We start from the raw sequence: 21,613 nt of genomic DNA, 5'->3' as shown, positions 1-21,613 counted from the left end.
CGACATGAAGGGCTCCCCGATACACTGGACCGTCGCATACGCAAGGGGAGGTACACGATGGCGCAGTCGGCCGCGCAGCTGTACGCCGCGTTCACGGACAACGCCGACAACGACGTCGCGCTCCGCCTGCTCCGCTCCCCCCACGCCGTCGCCTACCTGGCGCTGATGGCGGCGCGGCTGGGCACGGGCCCCGTCGACGCGGAGGAGCTGGGCGACGCGCTCACCGTCGACCTGCAGTCCCTGCAGAGCCACTTCACCGAGCGCGCCCGACCGGTCCCGGCCGGGCCGGACGTCCTGGACCAGTGGGTCAAGCACGGCTTCGTCTCCCGCACCCTCGATGAGGACGACCGCGAGGTCATCCAGCTCACCCGCGGCGCCACGACGGCCCTCGGCCAGGTGCAGGCCGTGTCGCTGGACCGCAACGTCGCCACCGAGACCGCGCTCGAGCTGGTCACGGCCCGCCTGTCGGCGGTCGCGGTCACCGTCAGCGCGGACCCCGACGACCACCTCCGCGCCCTGGACCAGCAGATCGCCGAGCTCACCCAGCGACGCGAGGCCCTGCGCCAGGGCCTCATCCCCGAGTACGACCGCGACAAGGTGGTCGACGACCTCAAGATCGTCAGCTCCCTCGCCGAGCGCATGCCGGCCGACATCCTCGGCTACGGCGAGAAGCTCCGCGAGCACACCCGCGCCCTCCTCACCCACGGCCTGGACGCCTCCGACTCCACGGAGGCCGAGGCCTACGCGAAGACGCTGCAGCGCCTCTTCGACGGCCACGACGAGCTGGCGAACACGCCCGAGGGCAAGGCCTTCGACGCCTTCTACACGCTGCTCTCCGATCACCGACTGCGCCGCCAGCTCGAGACGTCCGTCACCTCCGTGGTGCACGAGGTGGAGCTGCCGGACGACCTCAGAGACTCCCTCACCGGCTTCCTCGACCGCATGTGGATGCAGGTCCAGCGCGTCGACGAGATCCGCGGCCAGGTCTATCGCCGCATCAACACCTTCGTCAAGGACGGCGACTTCCTGCAGTACCAGTCGCTGCGCGCCCGTATCACCGAGGCGCAGCGCGCGGCCGTCGACGCCTTCGACGCCGTCTCCGCCGGCCGCGACACAGGCCTCGCGGTCCCCATGTCGGCCGTCGACACCAGCTCCGTCGGCGCCCTCCGCTTCCACGACGGCATCGTCACCCTCCCGCCCGAGGTGCGCGAGACCTCCGGCGAGTTCACCATCGACCCCGCCCGCCTCGTCGGCCGCGAGGCGATCGACTGGGACGCACTCGCCTCCGCCATCAACCAGCAGGTCAGCGCGTCCGACGGTGCCGACATCACCGAGATCCTCGCCGCAATCGACGCGCCCCGCGCGGGCGACGTCGTCGGCGTCTGGTCGCTCGGCGCGCGGTACGGCACCGTCGACGAGGACCGCCTGGTCACCGTCGTCGCGCACACGAAACGGGGGCCCCGCGAGATGACGGTGCCGCACGTCGCCTTCGCCGCCGCGCTCCCGCCCCTGACCCCCGCCTCGGCCGCGCCCGAGCCCACCACGCTGTTCGAGCAGGAGTGACATGACCGACGAATCGCTCGACGCCGCACTGGACATCGCGGACGACGTGCTCCCCGAGATCGACCTCGCCGACTTCAGCATCGCCGACGACGAGGCGATCAAGTCGCTGCGCGGCGCCGACACCGCGCCCCGCTTCGACGGCGACACCTCCGCGCTGCCGAACTCGGTCTGTTACGCGCTGCAGGAGCTGATCGCGGCGCCGCACGTCTCGTCGCGGTCGAAGAACTGGGCCGTGATCGAGGCCGAGGAGACGCTGCTGCGCAGCCGGCTCTCCGAGCTGAACCTCCTGCTGGAGATCAACCGCGAGACCAAGCACGCCTTCACGCGCCAGGTCAGCGAGAACGACCCGCGGCAGCGGAATCTGCTGCGCGCGCAGAGCCTCTCGCTCGCCGCCTCGGTGCTGGCGCTGTTCCTGCGGCTCAAGCACCTGTCCAGCCCGGACGAGACGGCGGTCGTGGAGCGGCAGGAGATGATCGACCACCTGCTGACCTTCCGGCCCGCGCGCGACACCGACGAGGCCGGCTTCGTGAAGAAGGCCGACGCCGCGATCAACCAGCTGGAGACCCGCCGCCTGATCCGCCGCGTCGGCACCAGCGACCGGTGGGCCGTGCACTCGGTGATCGCGTCCCTGCTCACCCCCGAGCAGGTGGACCTCTACACCGCCGCGTACCGCGACCTCGCCAGCACCGATCAGGACCTGGGCGAGGCGGCGGCCCCCGTCGACGACGGCGAGGACGGCACCGTCGAACCGGAGAGCCGGCCGGAGAACGAGACCGAGGAGCAGCAGTGACCCGCAAGCATCTCGGCCAGTACCGCCTCACCCGCCTGCAGGTGGTGAACTGGGGCACCTTCGACGGCTACAAGGACTTCCCGATCGACGAGCGGGGCGTGATCCTCACCGGCCCGTCGGGCTCGGGCAAGAGCTCGCTGATGGACGCGCATTCGGTGGTGCTGCTGCCCACCTACGACCAGTCCTTCAACGCCTCCGCGGACATGACGGCGAAGGGCGCCAAGCGCGCCGCCCGCTCCATGGCGGACTACGTGCGCGGCGCGTGGTCGGTCAACGACGACGAGCACCAGCAGTCCAAGGTCCAGTACCTGCGCGGCGATTCGGCCACCTGGTCTGCCGTCGCCGCGACCTACGACAACGGCGCCGGCAACGTGACCACGGCCGTCGCCGTGAAGTGGTTCCCGGGCAGCGGCACCGACGGCGCCTCGCTCAAGTCCTGGTACCAGTTGCATTCGGGCGCCTTCGATCTGCTCGACCTGCAGGAGTGGGCGACCGCCGGCTTCGACACCCGCGGCTGGCGCTCCCGGCACAGCGGCGTCGAGTCCTTCGACACCCAGGCCGCCTATCAGGACGCGCTGCGCCGCCGCGTCGGCATCGGCACCTCCTCGGCCGCGCTCGCGCTGCTCGGTAAGGCCAAGGCCATGAAGAACGTCGGCGACCTCGACGCCTTCATCCGGACGTACATGCTCGACCGGCCGCAGACCTACGCCCGCGCCGAGCGCCTGGTGGAGAACTTCACCCAGCTCGACGAGGCCTACCGGGCCGCCGCGCGCGCCGAGGCGCAGGAGAAGGTGCTGCGGCCGATGCCGGAGGCCTACGAGAAGTACCGCTCCGCCACCGTCGGGACGAGCCGCGCGGCCGACCTGCTCGGCGCGCCCGTCCGGTCCTACCTGCGCGGGCACAAGCTGCGGCTGCTGCAGGAGCAGATGGACCGGATCGAGGGCGAGCGGGCCGGCACCGACGCGCAGATCGCCCGCTGGGAGGACCGCGCCGAGGAGCGCAAGATCCGCTACAACGACCTGCTGCACCGGCTCCGGCAGGAGCAGGGCGAGGTCGGCGTGCTCGAGGCCGAGCTCCAGTCGCGCGAGCTGCAGACCCAGGCCCGCCAGCGCGCCTACGAACGCTTCGCCGCCGCGGTCGAGAAGCTCGGCGAGCGCGCGCCGGAGTCGGCGGAGGAGTTCGCCGCGCTGCGCGAGCAGGTCCCCGGCATCCGCGACCGCGCGACCGAGGCCGCCGAGGCCCTCGCGGGGCGCGTGCACTCCGCGTACACGGACGAGTCCGACGCGCGCCGCGCCGTCGAGTCCGTGGACGACGAGCTGTCCGTGCTCGACCGCCGCGCCTCGCTGCTGCCGCCCGCGCTGCTGGACCAGCGCGACGTGATCGCCCGCGCCACCGGCGTTCCCGCGGAGGAACTTCCGTACGCGGCGGAGCTGATCGACGTAAGGCCCGCGGAGCAGGCGACCTGGGCGGGCGCCGCCGAGCGCGTGCTGCGCCCGCTGGCCACGACGCTGTTGGTCCCCGCCGAGCACCAGCGCGCCGTCGCCGACCACGTCAACGCCAACCGCGTCCAGGGCGTGCTCACGTACCAGGTGGTCGACGGTGCCGACCCCACCCGCCCGGATCCCGGCTCCCTGGCCGCCAAGCTGACGGTGGACACGTCGACCGAGGCCGGACGATGGCTGTCCGGCGCGGTCGCGCGCGCCGCGCGGCACACCTGCGTGGACTCCCCCGCCGAACTGGAGCGCCACGAGCAGGCCGTCACCGCCGAGGGCCTGGTGAAGAACGCGGGCGGCCGGTTCCGCAAGGACGACCGCCGCGCCGTCGCCGACCGCTCGCAGTGGGTGCTGGGCACCAACACCGGCAGCAAGCGCGAGGCACTGCAGCGCCGCCGCGACGAGCTGGCCGCCGTGCACGCCAAGGCCGCCGAGGCGTCGGCGACACTGCGCGACGACCTCGCCGAGCACAAGGCCGTCACCGACAGCGCCGCCGGCGTGCTGGGCTACACGTCGTGGGCCGAGCTCGACCACTGGGCGGCGAAGGCCGAGGCCGAGGAGCTGGCCGACCGGATCTCCGACGCCCGCTCCGGCAACGCGGACCTCGGGGAGCTGGAGCTGCAGGCCGACAACGCCTACGGCGAGCTGGCCGAGGCGCAGACCCGCATCGGCGCCCTCACCGAGACGATGAACCGCACCGGCACCGAGTTCGACGATCTGCTCGCCGAGTTCGAGAAGATCGACGCCGAGAGCGCCCCGAAGCTGACGAGCGAAGACGAGGACTTCCTCGCGACCGCCCTGTGGCACCTGCTCACCGCCGACGAGGCGAAGCCCCGGCGGCTCACCCTCGACTCGTTCGGCGAGGTCCGCGCCGACCTCCGCGCCGAGCTGGAGCGCCAGCAGGCCGCCGCGACGGCCGAGCGGGACGCCGCCGAGGCGCGCATCGTCCGCACCGCCGAGCAGTTCCTGCGCGAGTGGCCCGACGCCTCGACGGAGCTGTCCGCCGATGCCGCCTCCGCTCCCGACTTCGTCGCGGTGCACGAGAACCTCGTCGCACACGGGCTCGCCGCCGCCACGGAGAAGTTCCGCCGGCTCATCACCACCGACGTCAGCCACTCGGTGTCGAACCTGTTCAAGGAGGTCGACGACACCCACCGGGCCATCACCCGCGGCATCGCCGACGTCAACGCGGGCCTGCGCCGGGTGGAGTTCAACGAGGGCACCTACCTGCAGATCGCCTACGCCGCCCGCCCGACGCCGGAGGCGACGGAGTTCGCCAAGCTGGTCGACGAGATGGTGCGCGACGCCCCCGCCGCGAAGCGCGCCGAGCCGGCCGCGATGGCGGCGCAGTTCAAGCGCATCCGCGGCCTGGTGTTGCGCCTGACGGGCGACGACCCCGAGTCGCGCCGCTGGACGGAGAACGTCCTCGACGTGCGCACCGGCTACTCCTTCTACGGCAAGGAGAACGCCGTCGGGGCCGAGCCGGACGCCCCCGCGGTGGTCACCTACCGCAACACCGCCACCAACTCCGGCGGCGAGCAGGAGAAGCTGGTCGCGTTCTGCCTCGCGGCGGCGCTGAGCTTCGCCCTGGGCAGCCACGGCATCGACGGATCGAACGAGCCCGCGTTCGCGCCGCTCATGCTCGACGAGGCCTTCAGCAAGTCGGACGAGCGCTTCTCGGCGCAGTCGCTGCGGGCGTTCGAGCAGTTCGGCTTCCAGCTCCTGATCGCCGCCCCGATCCGCATGGTCGGCATCGTCGAGCCCTTCATCGGGCAGGTGATCCTGGTGGACAAGCAGGTCACGCCCGACGGTGCCCGCTCGGACGCCCGGTACGCGACGTTCGGCGAGCTCGCCCCGTCACGCTGACCGGTCCGCCGCCCCCGGCGGCTGCGCGGGTCGCGTGCGTCAGTCGGCGGCGCCGGCTCGGTGCGCCCGCGGCGAGCGCCCGAACCGCCGACTGAAGGCGGTGCTGAACGCGCTCGCCGAGCCGTAACCCACGGAGTCGGCGATGAACGCGATCCCTCGAGCGGCCCACCGCGGATCGGTGAGGCGGTCCCGGGCCAGATCGAGCCGCTCGCCGCGCACGGCGTCGGAGAAGGTCTCGCCGGTGCGGGAGAGCACCGCCTGGATGTGCCGCGCCGACCAGCCGACGGCAGCCGCGACGCCCGCCAGGCTCAGGTCCGGCTCGGTGGCGTGGGCGCGCACGTGCCGGAGCACCGCGGCCCGGACGTCGTCGTCGGCGGCGCCGGCACCGTCGGCCTCCCCGCTGGCGGCGAGGCAGAACAGGTCCACGGCGCGGTCGCAGGCGGCGTCGAACTCCGCCGCCGTGAGCTGCTCCCGCTCGTCGATGAGCGCCGCCGCGAGGTCCCGGGTGACCCGGCCCAGCCCGCGGCCGCCGCGCAGCCGCACGCCCTCCTTGGCGACCGAGCCGAGCGTCCGCGAGACCCGGTGCTCGGGGATGAGCAGGGCCAGCGCGGAGGCGTCGTCCTCGTGCGCGAGCACGAACGGCGAATCGATCGAGACGAGCACCATCTCGCCCGGCATCAGCGCGCTCTCGGTGACGTCGCCGCCCACGTGCAGCGCGCCCTTCAGGGGCATGAACAGCTCGTAGTGGCCGCGCGGGTCGTTGCGGATGCCGCGGGCGTCGCGGCGCACGTGCTCGCGCTGGCTGGTCCAGGAGACCAGTTGGTACTCCTCGGTGCGCTGGCGCAGCACGTCGCCGCGGTAGCCGTCGCCGTCGAAGGAGATGTCGAACTCGCCGTGGACGCCGCTGCACCAATCCCGCCACGCTCCGTGCGCGCGGGAACCGGTGAGGCGCCGCTCGGACCCGGTGACCAGGCCGTCGATCGTGTACGGCACGCCCTGCTCCTCCCCTCCCGCGGCGCGTGCGCCTGCGCCTGCGCGAAAGAACCGTGCGCGCGGGCGAACGTCCCGCCGCCGCGCGCTTCCTACCTTCGATTGTGACACGCGTCACCGCCGGGCGAGCCCGGCGCACCGTCGAACCAGGAGGACCGATGACCGAACAGACCGTGACCGCGCCCGACCTCGGCGACCTGCTCGCCCAGGCGCCGTCGAACTGGGGCAAGTGGGGCCCGGACGACGAGGTGGGCTCGCTCAACTACCTCGGCCCGGAGCAGGCCGTCGCCGCCGCGGCGCTGGTGCGCAGCGGCAAGGTCTTCACCCTGCAGCGACTGATCGGCGACCCCAAGGGCGACCCGGTGTGGCCCGGCCGCAGCCCCGCGGTGCGCACGCAGATCATGGACGAGGCGAGCTGGGACGGCGCGGAGGCGCCGCAGTTCCCCGGCGGCCTGCACTACGCCGACGACAAGATCGACGCCTTCCTGCAGGGGTCCACGCAGTACGACGCGCTGGGCCACGTCTGGTTCGACGGCAAGCTGTGGAACGGCTACGACGCCCGAACGACGGTCGGCGGCATGGACGTGGCGAGCGTGGAGCCGATCGCACAGCGCGGCGTGGTGGGCCGCGGCGTGCTGCTCGACATGGCGCGCTTCCGGGGCAAGGAGCACCTCGACACCGCGGAGACCTTCGACCACACCGACCTCGAGGCCTGCGCCGCCGCGCAGGGCGTCGAGCTGCGGCCGCGCGACGTGCTGCTCATCCGCACCAACTACCTGCAGCTCTTCTTCGAGCTCGGCGACGCCTTCTACGAGGGCTTCTGCGAGCCCGGCCTGCAGTACAGCCCCGAACTGGTGCAGTGGTTCGCCGACAACGAGATCCCCAACCTGGTGACCGACACCATCGCCAACGAGGTCACGACGGACCAGAACAACGGCGTCGCGCTCACCCTGCACTGCGCGCTGATGCGCAACCTCGGCGTGGTCTTCACGGAGATCACCGACCTCGAGGCCCTGGCGGCGGACTGCGCCGCCGACGGCGTCTACGAGTTCATGTACACCGCCGCCCCGCTGAAGATCGCCCAGGGCAGCGGCGCGCCCGTCAACCCGGTCGTGGTGAAGTGAGCACCGTGACGGGATCCGCGCAGCGCCCCTGGGTGGGCCGGTACGAGTCGCTGCCCGCGGAGGTGGACATCGCCTTCGACAGCGCGCTCGACATGTTCCGGGCGGGCGTCGCGAGCCATCCCGACCAGGCGGCGATCCGCTACTTCGACGGGGCGATCACCCGCCGGGAGCTGGACGAGCTGACGGACGCACTGGCGGCCGGACTGCTCGCGGAGGGCTTCGCGCCCGGGGACCGGCTCGCGCTGTACCTGCAGAACGTCCCGCAGTTCGTGATCGGGATGGTCGCGGCCTGGAAGGCCGGCGGGTGCACGGTGTCGATCAACCCGATGAGCCGGGCCCGGGAGCTGGAGAACCTGCTCCTCGACTCCGGCGCGACGGCACTGCTCGCGCTCGACGACCTGTACGAGGACGTCGCGCGCGACGTGGTGCCGGGCACCGCGGTCCGCACGGTGCTCACCACCAGCGGGCTCGACCTGCAGACCCGCGCCGATCCCCGGCTGTTCCCCGGACCCCGCCGGGCGACGCCGGAGGGCGCGAAGGACCTGCTGGAGTTCGTCGAGGAGCACCGCGGCGAGGTGCCACCGCCCGTCTCCCCCGGGCCCGGCGACACCGCCTTCCTCACCTACACCTCGGGGACCACCGGGAAGCCGAAGGGCGCGATCAATACCCACCGCAACGTGGTCTTCACCGCCACCGTCTACCGGGACGCGGCGAAGTTCGCGCCCGGCCCCGACGCGGCGGTGCTGGCGATCGCTCCCCTGTTCCACATCACGGGCCTCATCGGGCACATCGCGCTGAGCATGCTCGCCCCGATGCCGATGATCCTGGCGTACCGCTTCGACCCCGCGGTGATGCTGGAGACGATGCGCGAGCACCGCCCCACGTGCACGATCGGCGCGGTCACGGCGTTCAACGCGCTGCTCAACCATCCCGACTACGACCGGGACGCGTTCGCCTCGCTCGCGTCGGTGTACTCGGGCGGCGCGCCGATCTCCCCGACGGCCGCGCGGCGCTTCGCCGAGGCCACGGGCCGGCCGTTGCACAACGCCTACGGCCTCACCGAGACGACGAGCCCGATGACGGTCTCGCCGTTCGGCGTGGAGATCCCCGTCGACCCGGACTCGGGCGCGCTGTCCGTCGGGTTGCCGGCCCCGTCGACGGCGGTGCGGATCGTCGGGGACGACGGTGCCGACCTCCCGCTCGGGGAGATCGGCGAGATCGTCGCCGAGGGGCCGCAGGTGGTCGCGGGGTACTGGAACAAACCCGAGGAGACCGCGGCCGGGCTCCCCGGCGGCGCGCTGCACAGCGGCGACGTGGGCTTCATGGACGAGCGCGGCTGGGTGTTCATCGTGGACCGCAAGAAGGACATGATCAACGCCTCCGGGTACAAGGTGTGGCCGCGCGAGGTCGAGGACGTGCTCGCCGAGCACCCCGCTGTCCGCGAGGCCGCCGTCGTCGGCGTCCCCGACGAGGTCCGGGGCGAAACCGTGCGGGCCTTCGTCAGCCTCCTGCCGGGCGCCGAGGCCGCGCCGGAGGAGCTCATCGCGCACTGCCGCGAGCGGATGGCCGCGTACAAGTACCCCCGCGACGTTCGGATCGTCGCGGAGCTGCCGAAGACGGTGACCGGGAAGATCCTGCGCCGCGAACTCCGCGACGCCTGACCGCGCACGGTCCGCCACCCGGCGGTGGCGGACCGGCGGCGGGCCCGGCGGCCCCGGAACTGCTATACAGAGCGCATGGCCTCGGTCGTCGCGCTCAACGCCCACCCGGACGACGAGACGCTGCTCGCGGGCGGAACCCTCGCGCGGTTCGCGGCGGAGGGACACCGGGTGGTGATCGTGGTCGCCACCGACGGGATGATGCGCGGCGACGACGAGCCCGACCCCCGACGACGGCTCGACGAGTTGTCCGCCGCCGCCGCGGAACTGGGCGTCCACGAGGTGCGGTGGCTCGGCTACGCGGACAGCGGCCACGGCGGCGAGCTGTACCCGGATCCTCCGGGCCGGGTGAGGCTCGCGCGCGCCGGCGTCGACGAACCGGCGGAGCGGCTCGCGGCGATCCTGCACGAGGTATCCGCCGACCTGCTGCTCGGCTCCGACGAGGCCGGCGGATACCGGCACCGCGACCACCTCGCCGTGCACCACATCGCCCGCCGCGCAGCGGAACTCACCGGCATCCGGCTCGCCGAGGCGACCGCGCCGCGGGAGTCGATCCTGCGCGTCCTGGCGATCGCCGTCCGCCTCCGGTTCCTGCGACCCGGCCACCTCGAGCAGGCGCGCACCTGGTTCACGCCGGCGGCGCAGATCACGCACCGCGTCGACGTGCGCCGGCACGTCGCCGCCAAGCAGCGCGCGCTCGCCGCCCACCGGTCGGAGATCGCGAAGTCGGGGACCGTCGCGCGGATCCTGCGGCTGGTGCTCCACCTGCCTGCGTGGGTGCTCGCACCGCTGGTCGGCACCGAGTACTACGTGGAGCCGTCGGGCGCCACGTCGCCGGCGGACCGGCTCCTCTGACAGAGCTAGATCAAGTGATCTATAGTTAGATCATGCGATCTGCAGAGACCTTCACCGAGCAGGCCCGGCGCGCCCAGATCACCGCCTGCGCCATCGACGCCATCGCCGAGCTCGGCTACGCGCAGGCCTCCGTCCGCAAGATCGCCGACCGCACCGGCGTCGCGATGAGCGTGGTGCTCTACCACTTCGGCGACAAGGACTCCCTCATCGCGGCGGTCGTCTCCGAGTGCTACCGCACCCTGTTCGAGGTCATGGTCCCGGCGGTCGACGCAGCCCCGACGGCCGGCGGCAAGCTCGAGGCCCACATCCGCGCGCACCTCGGCTACCTCGCGACCCACCCCGCGCACCAGGTCGCGATCACCGAGATCGGCAACGGGTTCCGCGGCAAGGGCGGCATCCGGCTGTGGGACCTGCCCGTCGATACCGAGCACGACGACGCCCGCGGGCGCGTCGAGCTCGAGGCCATCCTCCGGCAGGGCGTGGACACCGGCGAGTTCCGTCCGATCAACCCCGCGTCCATCGCCTCCGCCGTCCGCGGGGCGATCGGCAACGCCATGTTCAGCCGGATCGTGGACCCCGCCTTCGACCTGGACGGCTACGCCGACGACCTCGTCGACGCCTTCCTCCGCGCGTGCGCACCCTGACCCCATCGAATCGAGGCACACCATGGCCCACGTCCTGATCGCCACGTACGGCTCCCGTGGCGACACGATGCCGCTCGTCGGGCTCGGCCTGCGCCTACAGCGCGCCGGCCACCGCGTCACCATCACCACCAACACCGAGCTCGCCGACGAGACCGCAGCCCTCGGCCTCGATGCCCGCACGATCGACCTCGACCTCGGCGAACCGTCCGGCGAGCCCTCCCTGGGGGACGCCATGGCGCTGGTCAAGCCCGCGGGGATCCGGCAGCTCAGCCGGAACATCCTCGACGCGGTCGACGACGTCCCCGCGGACGTCGTGCTCATGACGCCCTTCGCCGAACCCGCGGGCCAGGCGCTCGCGGAGGCACGGGGCGCCCCGGGGATTCCGCTGCGGCTGCAGCCGATCTCCGCCACGCGCGCGTTCCCGCCCAGCCTGATGGCCGCCCGGTCGATGGGCGGTGCGCTCAATCTCGCGGCGGGCCGGGCCGCCGAGCGCACCGTCGACGCTCTGTACAACGGCGTGATCGCCGACCTGCGCCGCGATCTCGGGCTCCCGCGGCGCTCCGCCCGCCGGCTCCGGCGGTACCGCGCGGCGGCGCAGCAGCCCATCCTCGGCGGCTGGTCACCCGCCGTCCTGCCCCGGCCCGCCGACTGGCGCCCCGGCATCGACGTCACCGGGTACTGGTGGTCCCCCGAGCCGGACGGATGGGCACCGTCGGGCGATCTCGAGGCCTTCCTCGCCGACGGTCCGCCGCCCGTCCTGATCGGCCTCGGCTCCCTCATGGTCCCCGCCGCCGAGCGCGACCGCCTCTCCGCGGTCCTCGACGAGGCGCTCGCCCGCGCGGGCGTGCGCGGGATCGTTCAGGCGGGCGGCGCCGGGCTGCGCGTCCCGGACCGCGCCGACGTCCTGAACATCGGTGCCGCCCCGTACTCGTGGCTGTTCCCTCGCCTCGCGGCCGTCGTGCATTCCTGCGGCGCGGGCACCACCGCGTCCGCCCTCCGCGCCGGCGTCCCGACGGTGCCGCTCCCCTCGCCCGGCGCGGACCAGTTCTTCTGGGCGAACCGCATCCATGCGCTCGGCGCGGCGACCGCCCCGATCCCTCGGACGAAGGTCACGGTTTCCCCCCTCGCCGACGCGATACGTGCCGCCGTGGACGACCCTCGGTATCGCGCCGCCGCGGGCGCCCTGAGCAGGGCGATCGCTGCGGAGGACGGGGCGTCGGCGGTGCTCGCGGCCGTGGAGCGGGCCATAACGATCGCGTAACACGGCTAACGGAATCCGCGTCGCCGTGCGATTCCCTCATGTCGGCGGACATCGCCGCAGGGGGAATCACCACGAGGAGGACGCGATGCGGAACACGACCCGGAGGAACCGGATCCGAGGCGCGCTGGCGCTACCAGCTGTGCTCATCCCGATGCTGGGGCTGATGCCCGCCGTCGCGAGCGCCGAACCGACGACGCCGGCCCCGGCACCGGTCACCACCCCGGCGCCCGCCACCACCACGACGACCACGCCGCCGGCACCGACCCCCACGACCACCACCCCGGCACCGAAACCGACCACCCCGGCGACCACCCCGTCGCCGACTATCACGCTCCCGACCACGCCGGCGCCGACCACCACGACGCCGCCGCAGGGACCACCCGGGCGGCTCACCGTGGGCGCCGTGCAGATCATCGACGCGAAGACGCAGGGCATCGGCGTCCCCGGCGCGACGGTCCGCGTCCAGGGCTGCTCCGGCGGCCCCGCGGCGACGCTGTCGCACGGCGGGGCGACGACGGTGACCGGGCCCTGTATCCGCGCCACGATGGAGAACGTGCCGACCAACTGGCACCTCGTATCACCGTCGGTGCAGACGAGGACGTCGACCTCGGGACGCGTCGACTTCATCTTCAGCCTCGAGCGCGGCGGCATCGTCCCGCCGACGTCGACCACGCCGCCGCCGAACCGCACCGTCCGCTTCACGGTCGCCACCCGCGACCAGGACGGCCGGGGCGTCGCCTCGGAGTACGCGGTCGCCGAGTGCGACTCCTGGCGGCCGCTGGGCGGCGCGCGCACCGACAGCGCGGGCAACGGCGGGGGCGCCTTCCCCCGCGACTGCGTCAGCGTGGTGCCCACCGCGTGGCCGTCCTCCTGCGTGCTGCTCGGCCCGAACGCCTACTCGCGCGTCGAGGGCAACGGTGTCAATCGGCTCGCCTTCCGCTTCCGCTGCGGCGTCACGATCCCGCCCGGCGAGGTCGAGACCAACGGGACCCTGGTCAAGACCGACCGCGTCACCGGTGCCCCACTCGCAGGCGCGTCCTTCGTCATCGCCCGCTGCGGCTCCGACGAGGCCGTCCGCGCCGTGACCACCGGCGAGAACGGCGTCGCCGCCTTCGCACTGCCGTCGGGCTGCTACCGCGCCATCGAGACCGCCGCCCCCGCGGGCTACGTCCGCGACGCCGCGGCCGTCGCCTTCGACGTGCGCCTGACGCCGCAGTTCCTCGTCCGCGTGACGAACTCGAAGATCGGCGCCGGCCCGGTGGTCCGCAACCCCGGCGTCCGCGTCCCGATCGCGTCGATCCCGTCCGGACGGACGCTCTGATGCCGCGCCGCACGTCCTCGCTCGTCGCCGCCGCCGCGGCGGTGCTAGCCCTCGCGGGCTGCGGGAGCACCGTCGAGGGGACGGCGGCGGCACCGCCGTCGAACCCGAGCGCGCAGAGCGACCTGCGGCCCCCGGTGAGCGCGACGGCGGCGGAGCCGACCACACCGGTCGCCGTCACCGTCGACGGGGCGCAGGCCACGATCGATGCCGTCGCCACCGATTCCCAGGGCGCCCTGTATCCGCCGACGGACGTGAACCGGCTCGGCTGGTGGGTCGACTCCGCGCTGCCGGGATCGGGCGCCGGCTCGGTCGTCGTCACCGGGCACGTCGACGACGCCCGGCAGGGCGCGGGCTACGCGAAGCGCTTCTCCGGACTCGCTCGGGGCGACTCCGTCACGCTGACGGGCAAGGACGGTGCGCAGGTCGCCTACCGAGTCACCCGGACCGCGTCCGTGCACAAGGGCGTCCTCCCGACCGACGATCTCAACCGGCTCGACGGCCCGGAGACGCTGATCCTCGTCACCTGCGGCGGGAAGTTCATCGGCCCGCCGATGGGCTACGAGAACAACGATCTCGTCTACGCGGAGCGCGCGTGATCAGGCGAGCTCGATGAGCTCCTGGTACTCGGCGTTCCAGTGGTCCTCGGTGCCGTCGGGCAGCAGGATCACGCGCTCCGGGTTGAGTGCCTCGGCGGCGCCCGGGTCGTGCGTCACCAGGACGACGGCGCCCTCGTAGGAGCGCAGCGCCTCGAGCACCTGCTCGCGGCTGACGGGGTCCAGGTTGTTGGTCGGCTCGTCGAGCAGCAGCACGTTCGCGGCCGAGGAGACCAGCCCAGCGAGGGCGAGGCGGGTCTTCTCACCGCCGGACAGCGTGCCGGCGGGTTGCTCGAGCTGCGGGCCGGTGAACATGAACGCACCCAGCAGGCTGCGCAGGTCCTGCTCCCCGGCGTCCGGCGACGCGTGCCGGATGTTGTCCCACACGGACGCCGCGTCGTCGAGGGTGTCGTGCTCCTGCGCGAAGTAGCCGATCTTGAGCCCGCGGCCGGGCTCGAGGCCCCCGGTATCGGGCGTCTCGACGCCCGCGAGCAGCTTGAGCAGGGTCGTCTTACCCGCGCCGTTGAGCCCGAGCACGACGACGCGCGAACCCTTGTCGATGGCGAAGTCGACGCCGGTGAAGATCTCCAGCGAGCCGTAGGTCTTGGTGAGGTTCTTGACCATGAGCGGGGTCTTGCTGCACGGCGCCGGCGCGGGGAACTTGATCCGCGCCGTCTTGTCCTCGACCCGCACGTCGTCGAGCTCGCTCATCATCCGCTCGGCCCGACGCAGCATGTTCTGCGCGGCCACGGCCTTGGTGGCCTTGGCACCCATCTTCGCGGCCTGCACGCGCAGCGCGCCGGCCTTCTTCTCGGCGTTGGCGCGCTCGCGCCGCCGTCGCTGCTCGTCGGTCGCACGGGCGTCGATGTACTTCTTCCAGCCCATGTTGTAGACGTCCGCCTCGCCGCGCACCGCGTCGAGGAACCAGACGCGGTTGACCACGTCCGAGAGCAGGTCCACGTCGTGGCTGATCACGATGAGCCCACCGTCGTGGCTCTGCAGGAAGCCACGGAGCCAGCCGATGGAGTCGGCGTCGAGGTGGTTGGTCGGCTCGTCGAGCAGCAGCGTGGTGTCGGACTTGCCGCCGGAGCCGTCGGAGGCCGCGAACAGGATGCGGGCCAACTCGACGCGGCGACGCTGACCGCCGGAGAGGGTGCGCAGCGGCTGCTCGAGCACCCGCTCGGGCAGCGCGAGGCTGTTGCAGATCCGGGCCGCCTCGGACTCGGCGGCGTAGCCACCGAGGGAGGAGAACCGCTCCTCGAGGTTGCCGTACTTGCGGACCGCGGTGTCCAGCTCGTCGCCGACCAGCTCGCCCATGCGCACCTGCTGCTTGGCCATCTGGGCGACGATCTGGTCGAGGCCGCGGGCCGAGAGGACGCGGTCCTTCGCGAGCACGTTCAGGTCGCCCTCGCGGGGATCCTGCGGGAGGTAGCCGACGTCGCCGCTGGAAATGATCTTCCCGGCGTAGGGCTCGCCCTCGCCGGCGAGGATGCGCATGGTGGTGGTCTTGCCGGCGCCGTTGCGGCCGACGAGGCCGATCCGGTCGCCCGCCTGCACGCGCAACTGGTCGCCCGGCGCGGTCAGCAGTGTGCGGACGCCGGCGCGCACTTCGAGGTCGGTCGCGGTGATCACAACGGTCCAGCCTACCGTTTCCGGGGTCCGATCCTCACTTCCGTTCCTCGGGCCGTGACGCCGCTCACGCGCCGGTGGCGGCCTCGGCCGGCGCGGTCGTCAGGCCGCTGCATCGTTCGGGTCGCACACGACGACCCGCAGCGAGCGGTCGGCCTTCGCCTCGTAGAGCGCGGCGTCGGCCAGGGCGATCGCCTCCGACATTCGCCGTGGGTCGAGCGCGGGGACGATCGCCACCCCCACGCTGGCCGCGACCGGCGGCGGACCGCCGGCGGCGCCGACGAGCCCGCGGAGCGCGCCCACGATGGCCTCGACGTCGCCGCGGCAGGTGCCCGGGGCGACCACGAGGAACTCGTCGCCCCCCCATCCGGGCGAGGACCGCCGACGGAAGTCCGGACCGTAGCCGGATCGCGGTCTCCACGAGCTGCTGGTCCCCCGCCTGGTGACCGTGCGCGTCGTTGAAGGCCTTGAAGCCGTCGAGGTCCAGCAATGCCACCACCGAGATCCGGTACTCGTCCCCGCGCAGGAGCCGCCGCAGTTCGGCGTCGAGGCCCCGCCGTCCGTACAACCCCGTGAGCGTGTCGTGGTCGCGCTCGACCGTGACCTGCCCGATGCCGCGACGCCCCGCCTCGACCACGAACTGCACGATCAGCGGGAGGGCGATCGCGATGGTGGCGGCTGGCGCCACGACCGGGTAGACCTCACGGAATCCGATCTGTTGGGCGCGCATCGTCACCATCGTCGCCGCGACGACGGCCGCCGCGCTGAACAGGCAGTGCAACAGCAGGATCCGCCAGCCGAGGAGGAAGGCGACCAGAACGGCCAGCATGCCGAAGTACATGGTCGCCGCGATGGGCGCGAATCCGGACTGGGTGAGGCTCCCGACCAGCAGGATCAGGTCCGCGCACGCCACGAAGACGAGGGCGTCCCGCCACGTGGGGCGGCGCCTCAGCAGCCACCACAGCCCGAGCACGGCGCCGGCGCTCACCGCTCCGAGGTACCACGCGGTGGCGGCGGCCGTCGCAGGACGGATCGGCAGGCTGACGGCGGCGAGCGGCAGCATGAGGAGGACGAGTCCCGCGACCACGAAGCGGAGGGCGAGACCGCCCCCCCTGGCCGATGATGCCCGAGGTGGCGAAGGCGTACTCCTCCCGGCCGGCCTCTCGCCAGCCGTTCGGGTCGGTGAGGGCGTGCCCGATCCGGCGGAGAGTCACGCTGCTCAGTCGCCTCCGAGGGGTCACGATCGCAAAGCCTAGTCGGGGCGGCCGGGGTCCTGCACAGTGAGATCGCGAACGACGAGGCGGCGCGACCGGTCCGCCTTCGCCATGTACAGCGCACGATCCGCCTGGCCCACCGCAGAGGCGAAGTCGGACATGCTGATCCGAGGGCGCACGACGAGGCCGATGCTGCCGGCGATCGGGCCGCCCTGGTCGACCAACCGCCGGAGGTCGCCGATGACGACGTCGGCCTCGGTGCGTCCGAGCCGCAGCGCCACGATCACGAACTCGTCGCCGCCCATCCGACCGATCAGCGCGCTCGAGACGCCTCCGCGGAGCCACTGCGCCGTCTCGGCGAGGTACTTGTCGCCGGCGAGGTGCCCGTACGTGTCGTTGTAGGCCTTGAAGCCATCGAGGTCGAGCACCGCGACCACCGCCGTGTCGTGCTCCTGGCGGTGCACCAGGCGGCGCAGGGTGGCTTGGAGGCCCGCTCGACTGAGGAGACCGGTCAGCGTGTCCCGATTGCGCTCGACGGTCACCGTGCCGATCCCCCGGCGCCCGAATTCGACGATGAACTGGACCAGCATCGGCAGGGCGAAGTCGATCGTCGCGGCCGGCGCCAGAATCGCGTACAGCTGCCCCATCGCCACGCCGTCGATCTGCACGGCCGCCACCGTGCACGCGGCGATCGCGGCGAGGGAGAACACGCAGTGCACCACCAGGACGCGCCATCCCAGCAGGAACGCGGTCAGCATCGCCAGCATGCCGAGATAGGTGGTGCCGGCGACCTTGGCGATCCCGAACTGCGCGAGGCAGCCGGTCAGCAGGCAGAGGTCGGCGATCGCCACGAAGGCCATCGCGTGGTGAGCGCGGGGGCGGCGGAGCCGCAGCCACCACGTCCCGAGGACGGCACTCCCGCTCGCCGAGATCACGAACACCGCCATGGCCGCCCCGCTCCGGGGCCGGGCATCGGAGAAGAGGACCCCGATGCACAGCGGGACCATGAGCAGAGCGAGGGATCCGACGACGAACCGGAGCGCGATGCCGCCGCCCTGACCCTTGATCCACGAGGTCGCCTGCTCGTACTCGGCCTGCCCCGCGTAGCGCCACCCGGATCGCCGGGTCAGCGCTTTGGCACCGGCACGGAGGAGACGCGCCAGATCGACCGGTCCCCACAGCTCGCCGGCCGGTCGCCGCGCGTCAGCCACCAACGCTGGTCCCGGTCGTCACGAGAGGTGATTCTACTCGGGGTCCGCGTTCTCAGATACAGGCGCCCGAAGTCGTCCTACAGCAACGCGAGATCCCGCACCACGACGGCCGACGACGTCGATCGCTTGGCCTCGTACAGCGCCTCGTCGGCTTCCACCGCGAGGTGCTCGAGCCGGTCCCCGTCGCGGCTCGGCGCGATCACGATACCGACGCTGGCGGGAATCCGGTCGTCGTCGGGGGCGCCACGGCCCCGGATGAGTGCACGCAGGTCGTCGACGGTCCGCGCGGCGTCGTCGTGGGTCGCGCGGATCGCGAAGAGGACGAACTCGTCGCCGCCGTTGCGCCCGACGAGCACACGGGGCAGGGAGTTCAACCGGGCCGAGACGTCGACGAGCAGGCGATCGCCGGCAGCATGGCCGTGGCCGTCGTTGTACCGCTTGAAGCCGTCGAGGTCGACGACGCCCATCACCAGAACGGCCGCACCCGTTTCGCGGTACATCGCACGCCGCATGGCCAGTTCCATGCCGCGGCGGTTGTACACCCAGGTCATGGGGTCCCGGTACCACTCGCGGGACACCTTGGTCACACCGTGCCGGCCGGCTTCGACGACCACCTGGATGATGATCGGGAGGCCGACCACCGTGGTGATGGCGGGCGTGGTGTAGACGTACAGATCCATCGGAGTCCGGCCCTCCGCCAGGATCGCGTACCCCGTCAGCCCGGTGATCAGGACCAACGCGTAGACACAGTGGAGCAGCAGGATCCGCCAGCCGAGGAAGAACGCGGCGAACAGCCCCAGCATCGCGAGGTGGATGGAACCGCAGATCCGCGCGACGGGGTCGGACAGAGCCGAGACTCCGATGCCGATCAACAGATCGGCGAAGAGCAGGAACCGCGTGGCCTCACGCGCCGTGGGCCACGGCCCGATCAGCCACCGCAGGCCGAGGAAGAAGCCGAGCACCGGGACGGTGAGGTGGATGGCCCGCGCGGGGACCCCCTGCGGGCCCATCGGGTGGAACTGCATGACCACCGCCAAGGGCACCATCATCATGGCGAGCAGCGCGACGGTGACGCGAAGCGCCTGGATGCCCTTGGCGAAACGGATCGCCTCGGTGGTGAAGGCGTACTCCTCCAGCCCGGCTGTACGCCAGCCGCGCGAGTTCAGCAGTCCCCGCCGCGCGCGGCGCGCCAACCGTCGCCACGACGTCCTGCGCGGTGCACTCCCCGAGGGGGCCGCCGGCTCAGGCTCCGCGGACACCGGCGGCGAGCTCGGACGTCAGGGACCGGACCGCGTCCAGGGAGTCACCCGCGGCGCTGACCAGTGCGGAGCCGACGATCACCGCATCGGCGTAGCCGGCGATCTCCGCCGCTTGCGCGCGGGAGCGCACGCCCAGGCCGACGCCGACCGGGATGTCGGAGACCTCCCGGATGCGCGCGACCAGCTCCGGCGCGACGTTGTCGACGGCGTCGCGGGCGCCGGTGACGCCCATCGTCGACGCCGCGTAGAGGAAGCCCGAGGAGGCCTTCGCCGTCATCGCGAGCCGCTCGGGCGTCGACGACGGTGCCGCGAGGAAGATCTTGTCCAGACCGTGCCGATCGGCCGCGGCGATCCACTCGTCGGCCTCGTCGGGAATGAGGTTCGGCGTGATCAGGCCCTTGCCGCCGGCGGCCGCGAGGTCCCGCGCGAAGGCCTCCACGCCGTACTTGAGCACGGGGTTCCAGTAGGTCATCACCACGGGCGCGGCGCCCGCGGCGGCGACGGCCTCGGCGTAGGAGAAGACGTCGCGCACCCGGATGCCGCCCCGGAGGGCGTCATCCGCCGCGCGCTGGATGACGGGGCCGTCCATGACCGGGTCGCTGTAGGCGATGCCCAGCTCCACGATGTCCGCGCCCGCCTCGACCATCGCGACGACGGTGTCGATCCCGCCCTGCTTGGACGGGTACCCGCAGGGCAGGTAGGTCACCAACGCGGCGCGATTCTCCGCGCGGCACTGCTCGAAGACCGGTGCCAGTGCGCTCACTTGCTCTCCCCCGTGCTCGTCGCCGCGCGCGCCTGTGCGTCCCGCAGCTCGGTGTTCAAGTCCTCGCCGACGACCTTCTGCCCGACCACGTCCCCGTGATCGTCGAGGAGGCCGAACCACTTCCCGGCGGTGTCGACGTCCTTGTCCCCGCGGCCGGACAGGTTGACGAGGATCAGAGCGTCCGGCCCCAGCGCCCGGCCCAGTTCGAGCGCGCCGGCCACGGCGTGCGCCGACTCGATCGCTGGAATGATGCCCTCCGTGCGGCACAGCAGGGCGAACGCCTCCATCGCCTCCGCATCGGTGATCGGGATGTACTCGGCGCGACCGTCCTCCTTGAGCTGCGCGTGCTCGGGACCGACGCCCGGGTAGTCCAATCCGGCCGAGATGGAGTGCGATTCGATGGTCTGCCCGTCGTCGTCCTGCAGCAAGTACGAGTACGAGCCCTGGAAGGCACCGGGGGTGCCACCGGTGAAGGTCGCGGCGTGGCGGCCGGTCTCGACCCCGTCGCCGGCCGCCTCGCAGCCGATCAGGCGCACGCCCTCGTCGGCGATGAACGGGTGGAAGACGCCGATCGCATTGGACCCGCCGCCGACGCACGCGAACACCGCGTCGGGCAGGCGGCCCTCGGCCTCGAGGATCTGCTCGCGCGCCTCCATGCCGACGATCCGCTGCAGGTCGCGCACCATCAGCGGGAACGGGTGCGGCCCGGCGGCGGTGCCGAAGCAGTAATACGTGGTGTCGGCGTTGCTGACCCAGTCGCGCAGGGCCTCGTTGATGGCGTCCTTGAGCGACGCCGAACCCGAGGCGACCGCGACGACCTCGGCACCGAGGAGACGCATCCGCGCGACGTTGAGCGCCTGGCGGTCGGTATCGACCTTGCCCATGTAGACGACGCACTCGATACCGAGGAGGGCGCACGCGGTGGCGGTGGCGACCCCGTGCTGCCCGGCGCCGGTCTCCGCGATGACCCGCGGCTTGCCCATGCGCTTGGCGAGGAGGACCTGCCCCAGCACGTTGTTGATCTTGTGGCTGCCGGTGTGGTTGAGGTCCTCGCGCTTGAGGTAGATCTGCGCGCCGCCGGCGTGCTCGTTCAAGCGCACGCAGGGGTACAGCGGCGACGGCCGCCCCGTGTACTGCCGCTGCAGCCGGTCGAGCTCGCCGAGGAACTCCCGATCGCTGCGAACTTTCTCGAACTCGGCCGCGACCTCGTCGATCACGGCCATGAGCGCCTCGGGCACGTGCCGGCCGCCCCACAGACCCCAATGACCGGTCCCGTCCGGCTCGAAGGCCGATCGTTCGGACAGTCCGGTACTGGCTTCAGGAAGGCTCACAGGAACGATTATCCCTACTACGTCAAAGTGGAATCACAGCGACGCCAA

General features: G+C 72.4%; 18 protein-coding genes and 1 pseudogene. 10 read left to right on the top strand and 9 right to left on the bottom strand.

Going from position 1 to position 21,613, the window contains the following annotated elements:
* The first annotated feature begins 57 nt into the window (after window positions 1-57).
* Genes ACLQ3K_RS13495 through ACLQ3K_RS13485 form a run of 3 tightly spaced genes read left to right on the top strand, consistent with a single transcriptional unit; the run spans window position 58 to window position 5,712 of the window.
* Entirely contained in the window at window positions 58-1,563 is a 1,506-nt protein-coding gene (locus ACLQ3K_RS13495) for a DUF3375 domain-containing protein (protein ID WP_425999941.1), read from the top strand.
* 1 nt (window position 1,564) lies between these two features.
* A complete protein-coding gene (locus ACLQ3K_RS13490; RefSeq protein ID WP_224645117.1) occupies window positions 1,565-2,353 on the top strand; it encodes a DUF4194 domain-containing protein in 789 nt (262 codons plus the stop codon).
* The gene (locus tag ACLQ3K_RS13485; RefSeq protein ID WP_425999938.1) at window positions 2,350-5,712 is read left to right on the top strand and encodes an ATP-binding protein; all 3,363 of its coding nucleotides are present in this window, start codon (window positions 2,350-2,352) and stop codon (window positions 5,710-5,712) included. The genes ACLQ3K_RS13490 and ACLQ3K_RS13485 overlap by 4 nt, the downstream gene beginning before the upstream one ends.
* A gap of 39 nt (window positions 5,713-5,751) precedes the next feature.
* Here ACLQ3K_RS13485 and ACLQ3K_RS13480 read toward each other — a convergent pair whose 3' ends face one another.
* Entirely contained in the window at window positions 5,752-6,705 is a 954-nt protein-coding gene (locus tag ACLQ3K_RS13480; RefSeq protein ID WP_224645115.1) for an AraC family transcriptional regulator, read from the bottom strand.
* Between the two features lie 155 nt (window positions 6,706-6,860).
* Here ACLQ3K_RS13480 and ACLQ3K_RS13475 point away from each other — a divergent pair, with 155 nt between their 5' ends.
* From ACLQ3K_RS13475 to ACLQ3K_RS13455, 5 genes are all read left to right on the top strand, one after another.
* Window positions 6,861-7,826, top strand: coding sequence for a cyclase family protein (locus ACLQ3K_RS13475; protein ID WP_425999936.1), 966 nt, complete (start codon window positions 6,861-6,863; stop codon window positions 7,824-7,826).
* A gap of 5 nt (window positions 7,827-7,831) precedes the next feature.
* Window positions 7,832-9,487: an AMP-binding protein gene (locus ACLQ3K_RS13470; RefSeq protein ID WP_425999934.1), complete on the top strand. Its 1,656-nt coding sequence runs from the start codon at window positions 7,832-7,834 to the stop codon at window positions 9,485-9,487.
* A 75-nt stretch (window positions 9,488-9,562) separates the two neighbouring features.
* A complete protein-coding gene (locus ACLQ3K_RS13465; protein WP_224645112.1) occupies window positions 9,563-10,339 on the top strand; it encodes a PIG-L deacetylase family protein in 777 nt (258 codons plus the stop codon).
* A gap of 32 nt (window positions 10,340-10,371) precedes the next feature.
* Window positions 10,372-10,983 carry a TetR/AcrR family transcriptional regulator gene (locus ACLQ3K_RS13460; protein ID WP_425999931.1) on the top strand — a complete coding sequence of 204 codons (612 nt, stop codon included), beginning with the start codon at window positions 10,372-10,374 and terminating at the stop codon, window positions 10,981-10,983.
* Window positions 10,984-11,005: 22 nt separating this feature from the next.
* Window positions 11,006-12,244 (top strand): glycosyltransferase, encoded by a 1,239-nt coding sequence (locus tag ACLQ3K_RS13455; RefSeq protein WP_425999929.1) that lies wholly within the window; start codon window positions 11,006-11,008, stop codon window positions 12,242-12,244.
* Window positions 12,245-12,310: 66 nt separating this feature from the next.
* On the opposite strand, the gene ACLQ3K_RS13450 is transcribed toward ACLQ3K_RS13455, so the two are convergent.
* Window positions 12,311-12,637 (bottom strand): hypothetical protein, encoded by a 327-nt coding sequence (locus ACLQ3K_RS13450; protein WP_425999927.1) that lies wholly within the window; start codon window positions 12,635-12,637, stop codon window positions 12,311-12,313.
* Between the two features lie 10 nt (window positions 12,638-12,647).
* Here ACLQ3K_RS13450 and ACLQ3K_RS13445 point away from each other — a divergent pair, with 10 nt between their 5' ends.
* Together ACLQ3K_RS13445 and ACLQ3K_RS13440 are read left to right on the top strand one after the other, a co-directional pair.
* Window positions 12,648-13,565 (top strand): prealbumin-like fold domain-containing protein, encoded by a 918-nt coding sequence (locus tag ACLQ3K_RS13445; protein WP_425999925.1) that lies wholly within the window; start codon window positions 12,648-12,650, stop codon window positions 13,563-13,565.
* On the top strand, window positions 13,565-14,161 hold the full coding sequence (locus tag ACLQ3K_RS13440) for a class F sortase (protein WP_425999923.1): 597 nt from the start codon (window positions 13,565-13,567) through the stop codon (window positions 14,159-14,161). Before ACLQ3K_RS13445 ends, ACLQ3K_RS13440 begins: the two co-directional genes overlap by 1 nt.
* Here ACLQ3K_RS13440 and ACLQ3K_RS13435 read toward each other — a convergent pair whose 3' ends face one another.
* From ACLQ3K_RS13435 to trpB, 7 genes and pseudogenes are all read right to left on the bottom strand, one after another.
* The gene (locus ACLQ3K_RS13435) at window positions 14,162-15,790 is read right to left on the bottom strand and encodes an ABC-F family ATP-binding cassette domain-containing protein (protein WP_425999921.1); all 1,629 of its coding nucleotides are present in this window, start codon (window positions 15,788-15,790) and stop codon (window positions 14,162-14,164) included. It abuts the gene before it with no gap.
* A gap of 99 nt (window positions 15,791-15,889) precedes the next feature.
* Window positions 15,890-16,132: a hypothetical protein gene (locus ACLQ3K_RS13430; RefSeq protein WP_426000428.1), complete on the bottom strand. Its 243-nt coding sequence runs from the start codon at window positions 16,130-16,132 to the stop codon at window positions 15,890-15,892.
* Window positions 16,133-16,157: 25 nt separating this feature from the next.
* Window positions 16,158-16,517, bottom strand: a pseudogene (locus tag ACLQ3K_RS13425) (diguanylate cyclase domain-containing protein); the annotation flags it as partial.
* A 522-nt stretch (window positions 16,518-17,039) separates the two neighbouring features.
* Complete coding sequence (locus tag ACLQ3K_RS13420; RefSeq protein WP_425999919.1) at window positions 17,040-18,212, bottom strand: diguanylate cyclase domain-containing protein; 1,173 nt, start codon at window positions 18,210-18,212, stop codon at window positions 17,040-17,042.
* 77 nt (window positions 18,213-18,289) lie between these two features.
* Window positions 18,290-19,405, bottom strand: a complete 1,116-nt coding sequence (locus ACLQ3K_RS13415) for a diguanylate cyclase (RefSeq protein WP_425999917.1) — start codon at window positions 19,403-19,405, stop codon at window positions 18,290-18,292.
* Window positions 19,406-19,454: 49 nt separating this feature from the next.
* Window positions 19,455-20,234: a tryptophan synthase subunit alpha gene (gene trpA / locus ACLQ3K_RS13410; protein ID WP_425999916.1), complete on the bottom strand. Its 780-nt coding sequence runs from the start codon at window positions 20,232-20,234 to the stop codon at window positions 19,455-19,457.
* Window positions 20,231-21,565 (bottom strand): tryptophan synthase subunit beta, encoded by a 1,335-nt coding sequence (gene trpB / locus ACLQ3K_RS13405; RefSeq protein ID WP_425999914.1) that lies wholly within the window; start codon window positions 21,563-21,565, stop codon window positions 20,231-20,233. Before trpB ends, trpA begins: the two co-directional genes overlap by 4 nt.
* Window positions 21,566-21,613: the final 48 nt, after the last annotated feature.

The sequence above is a fragment of the Tsukamurella sp. DT100 genome (genome assembly GCF_049844855.1).
Taxonomy (GTDB): domain Bacteria; phylum Actinomycetota; class Actinomycetes; order Mycobacteriales; family Mycobacteriaceae; genus Tsukamurella.
Note: the sequence above shows the minus strand (reverse complement) of the source record. Positions and strands in the feature narration are given on the sequence as shown.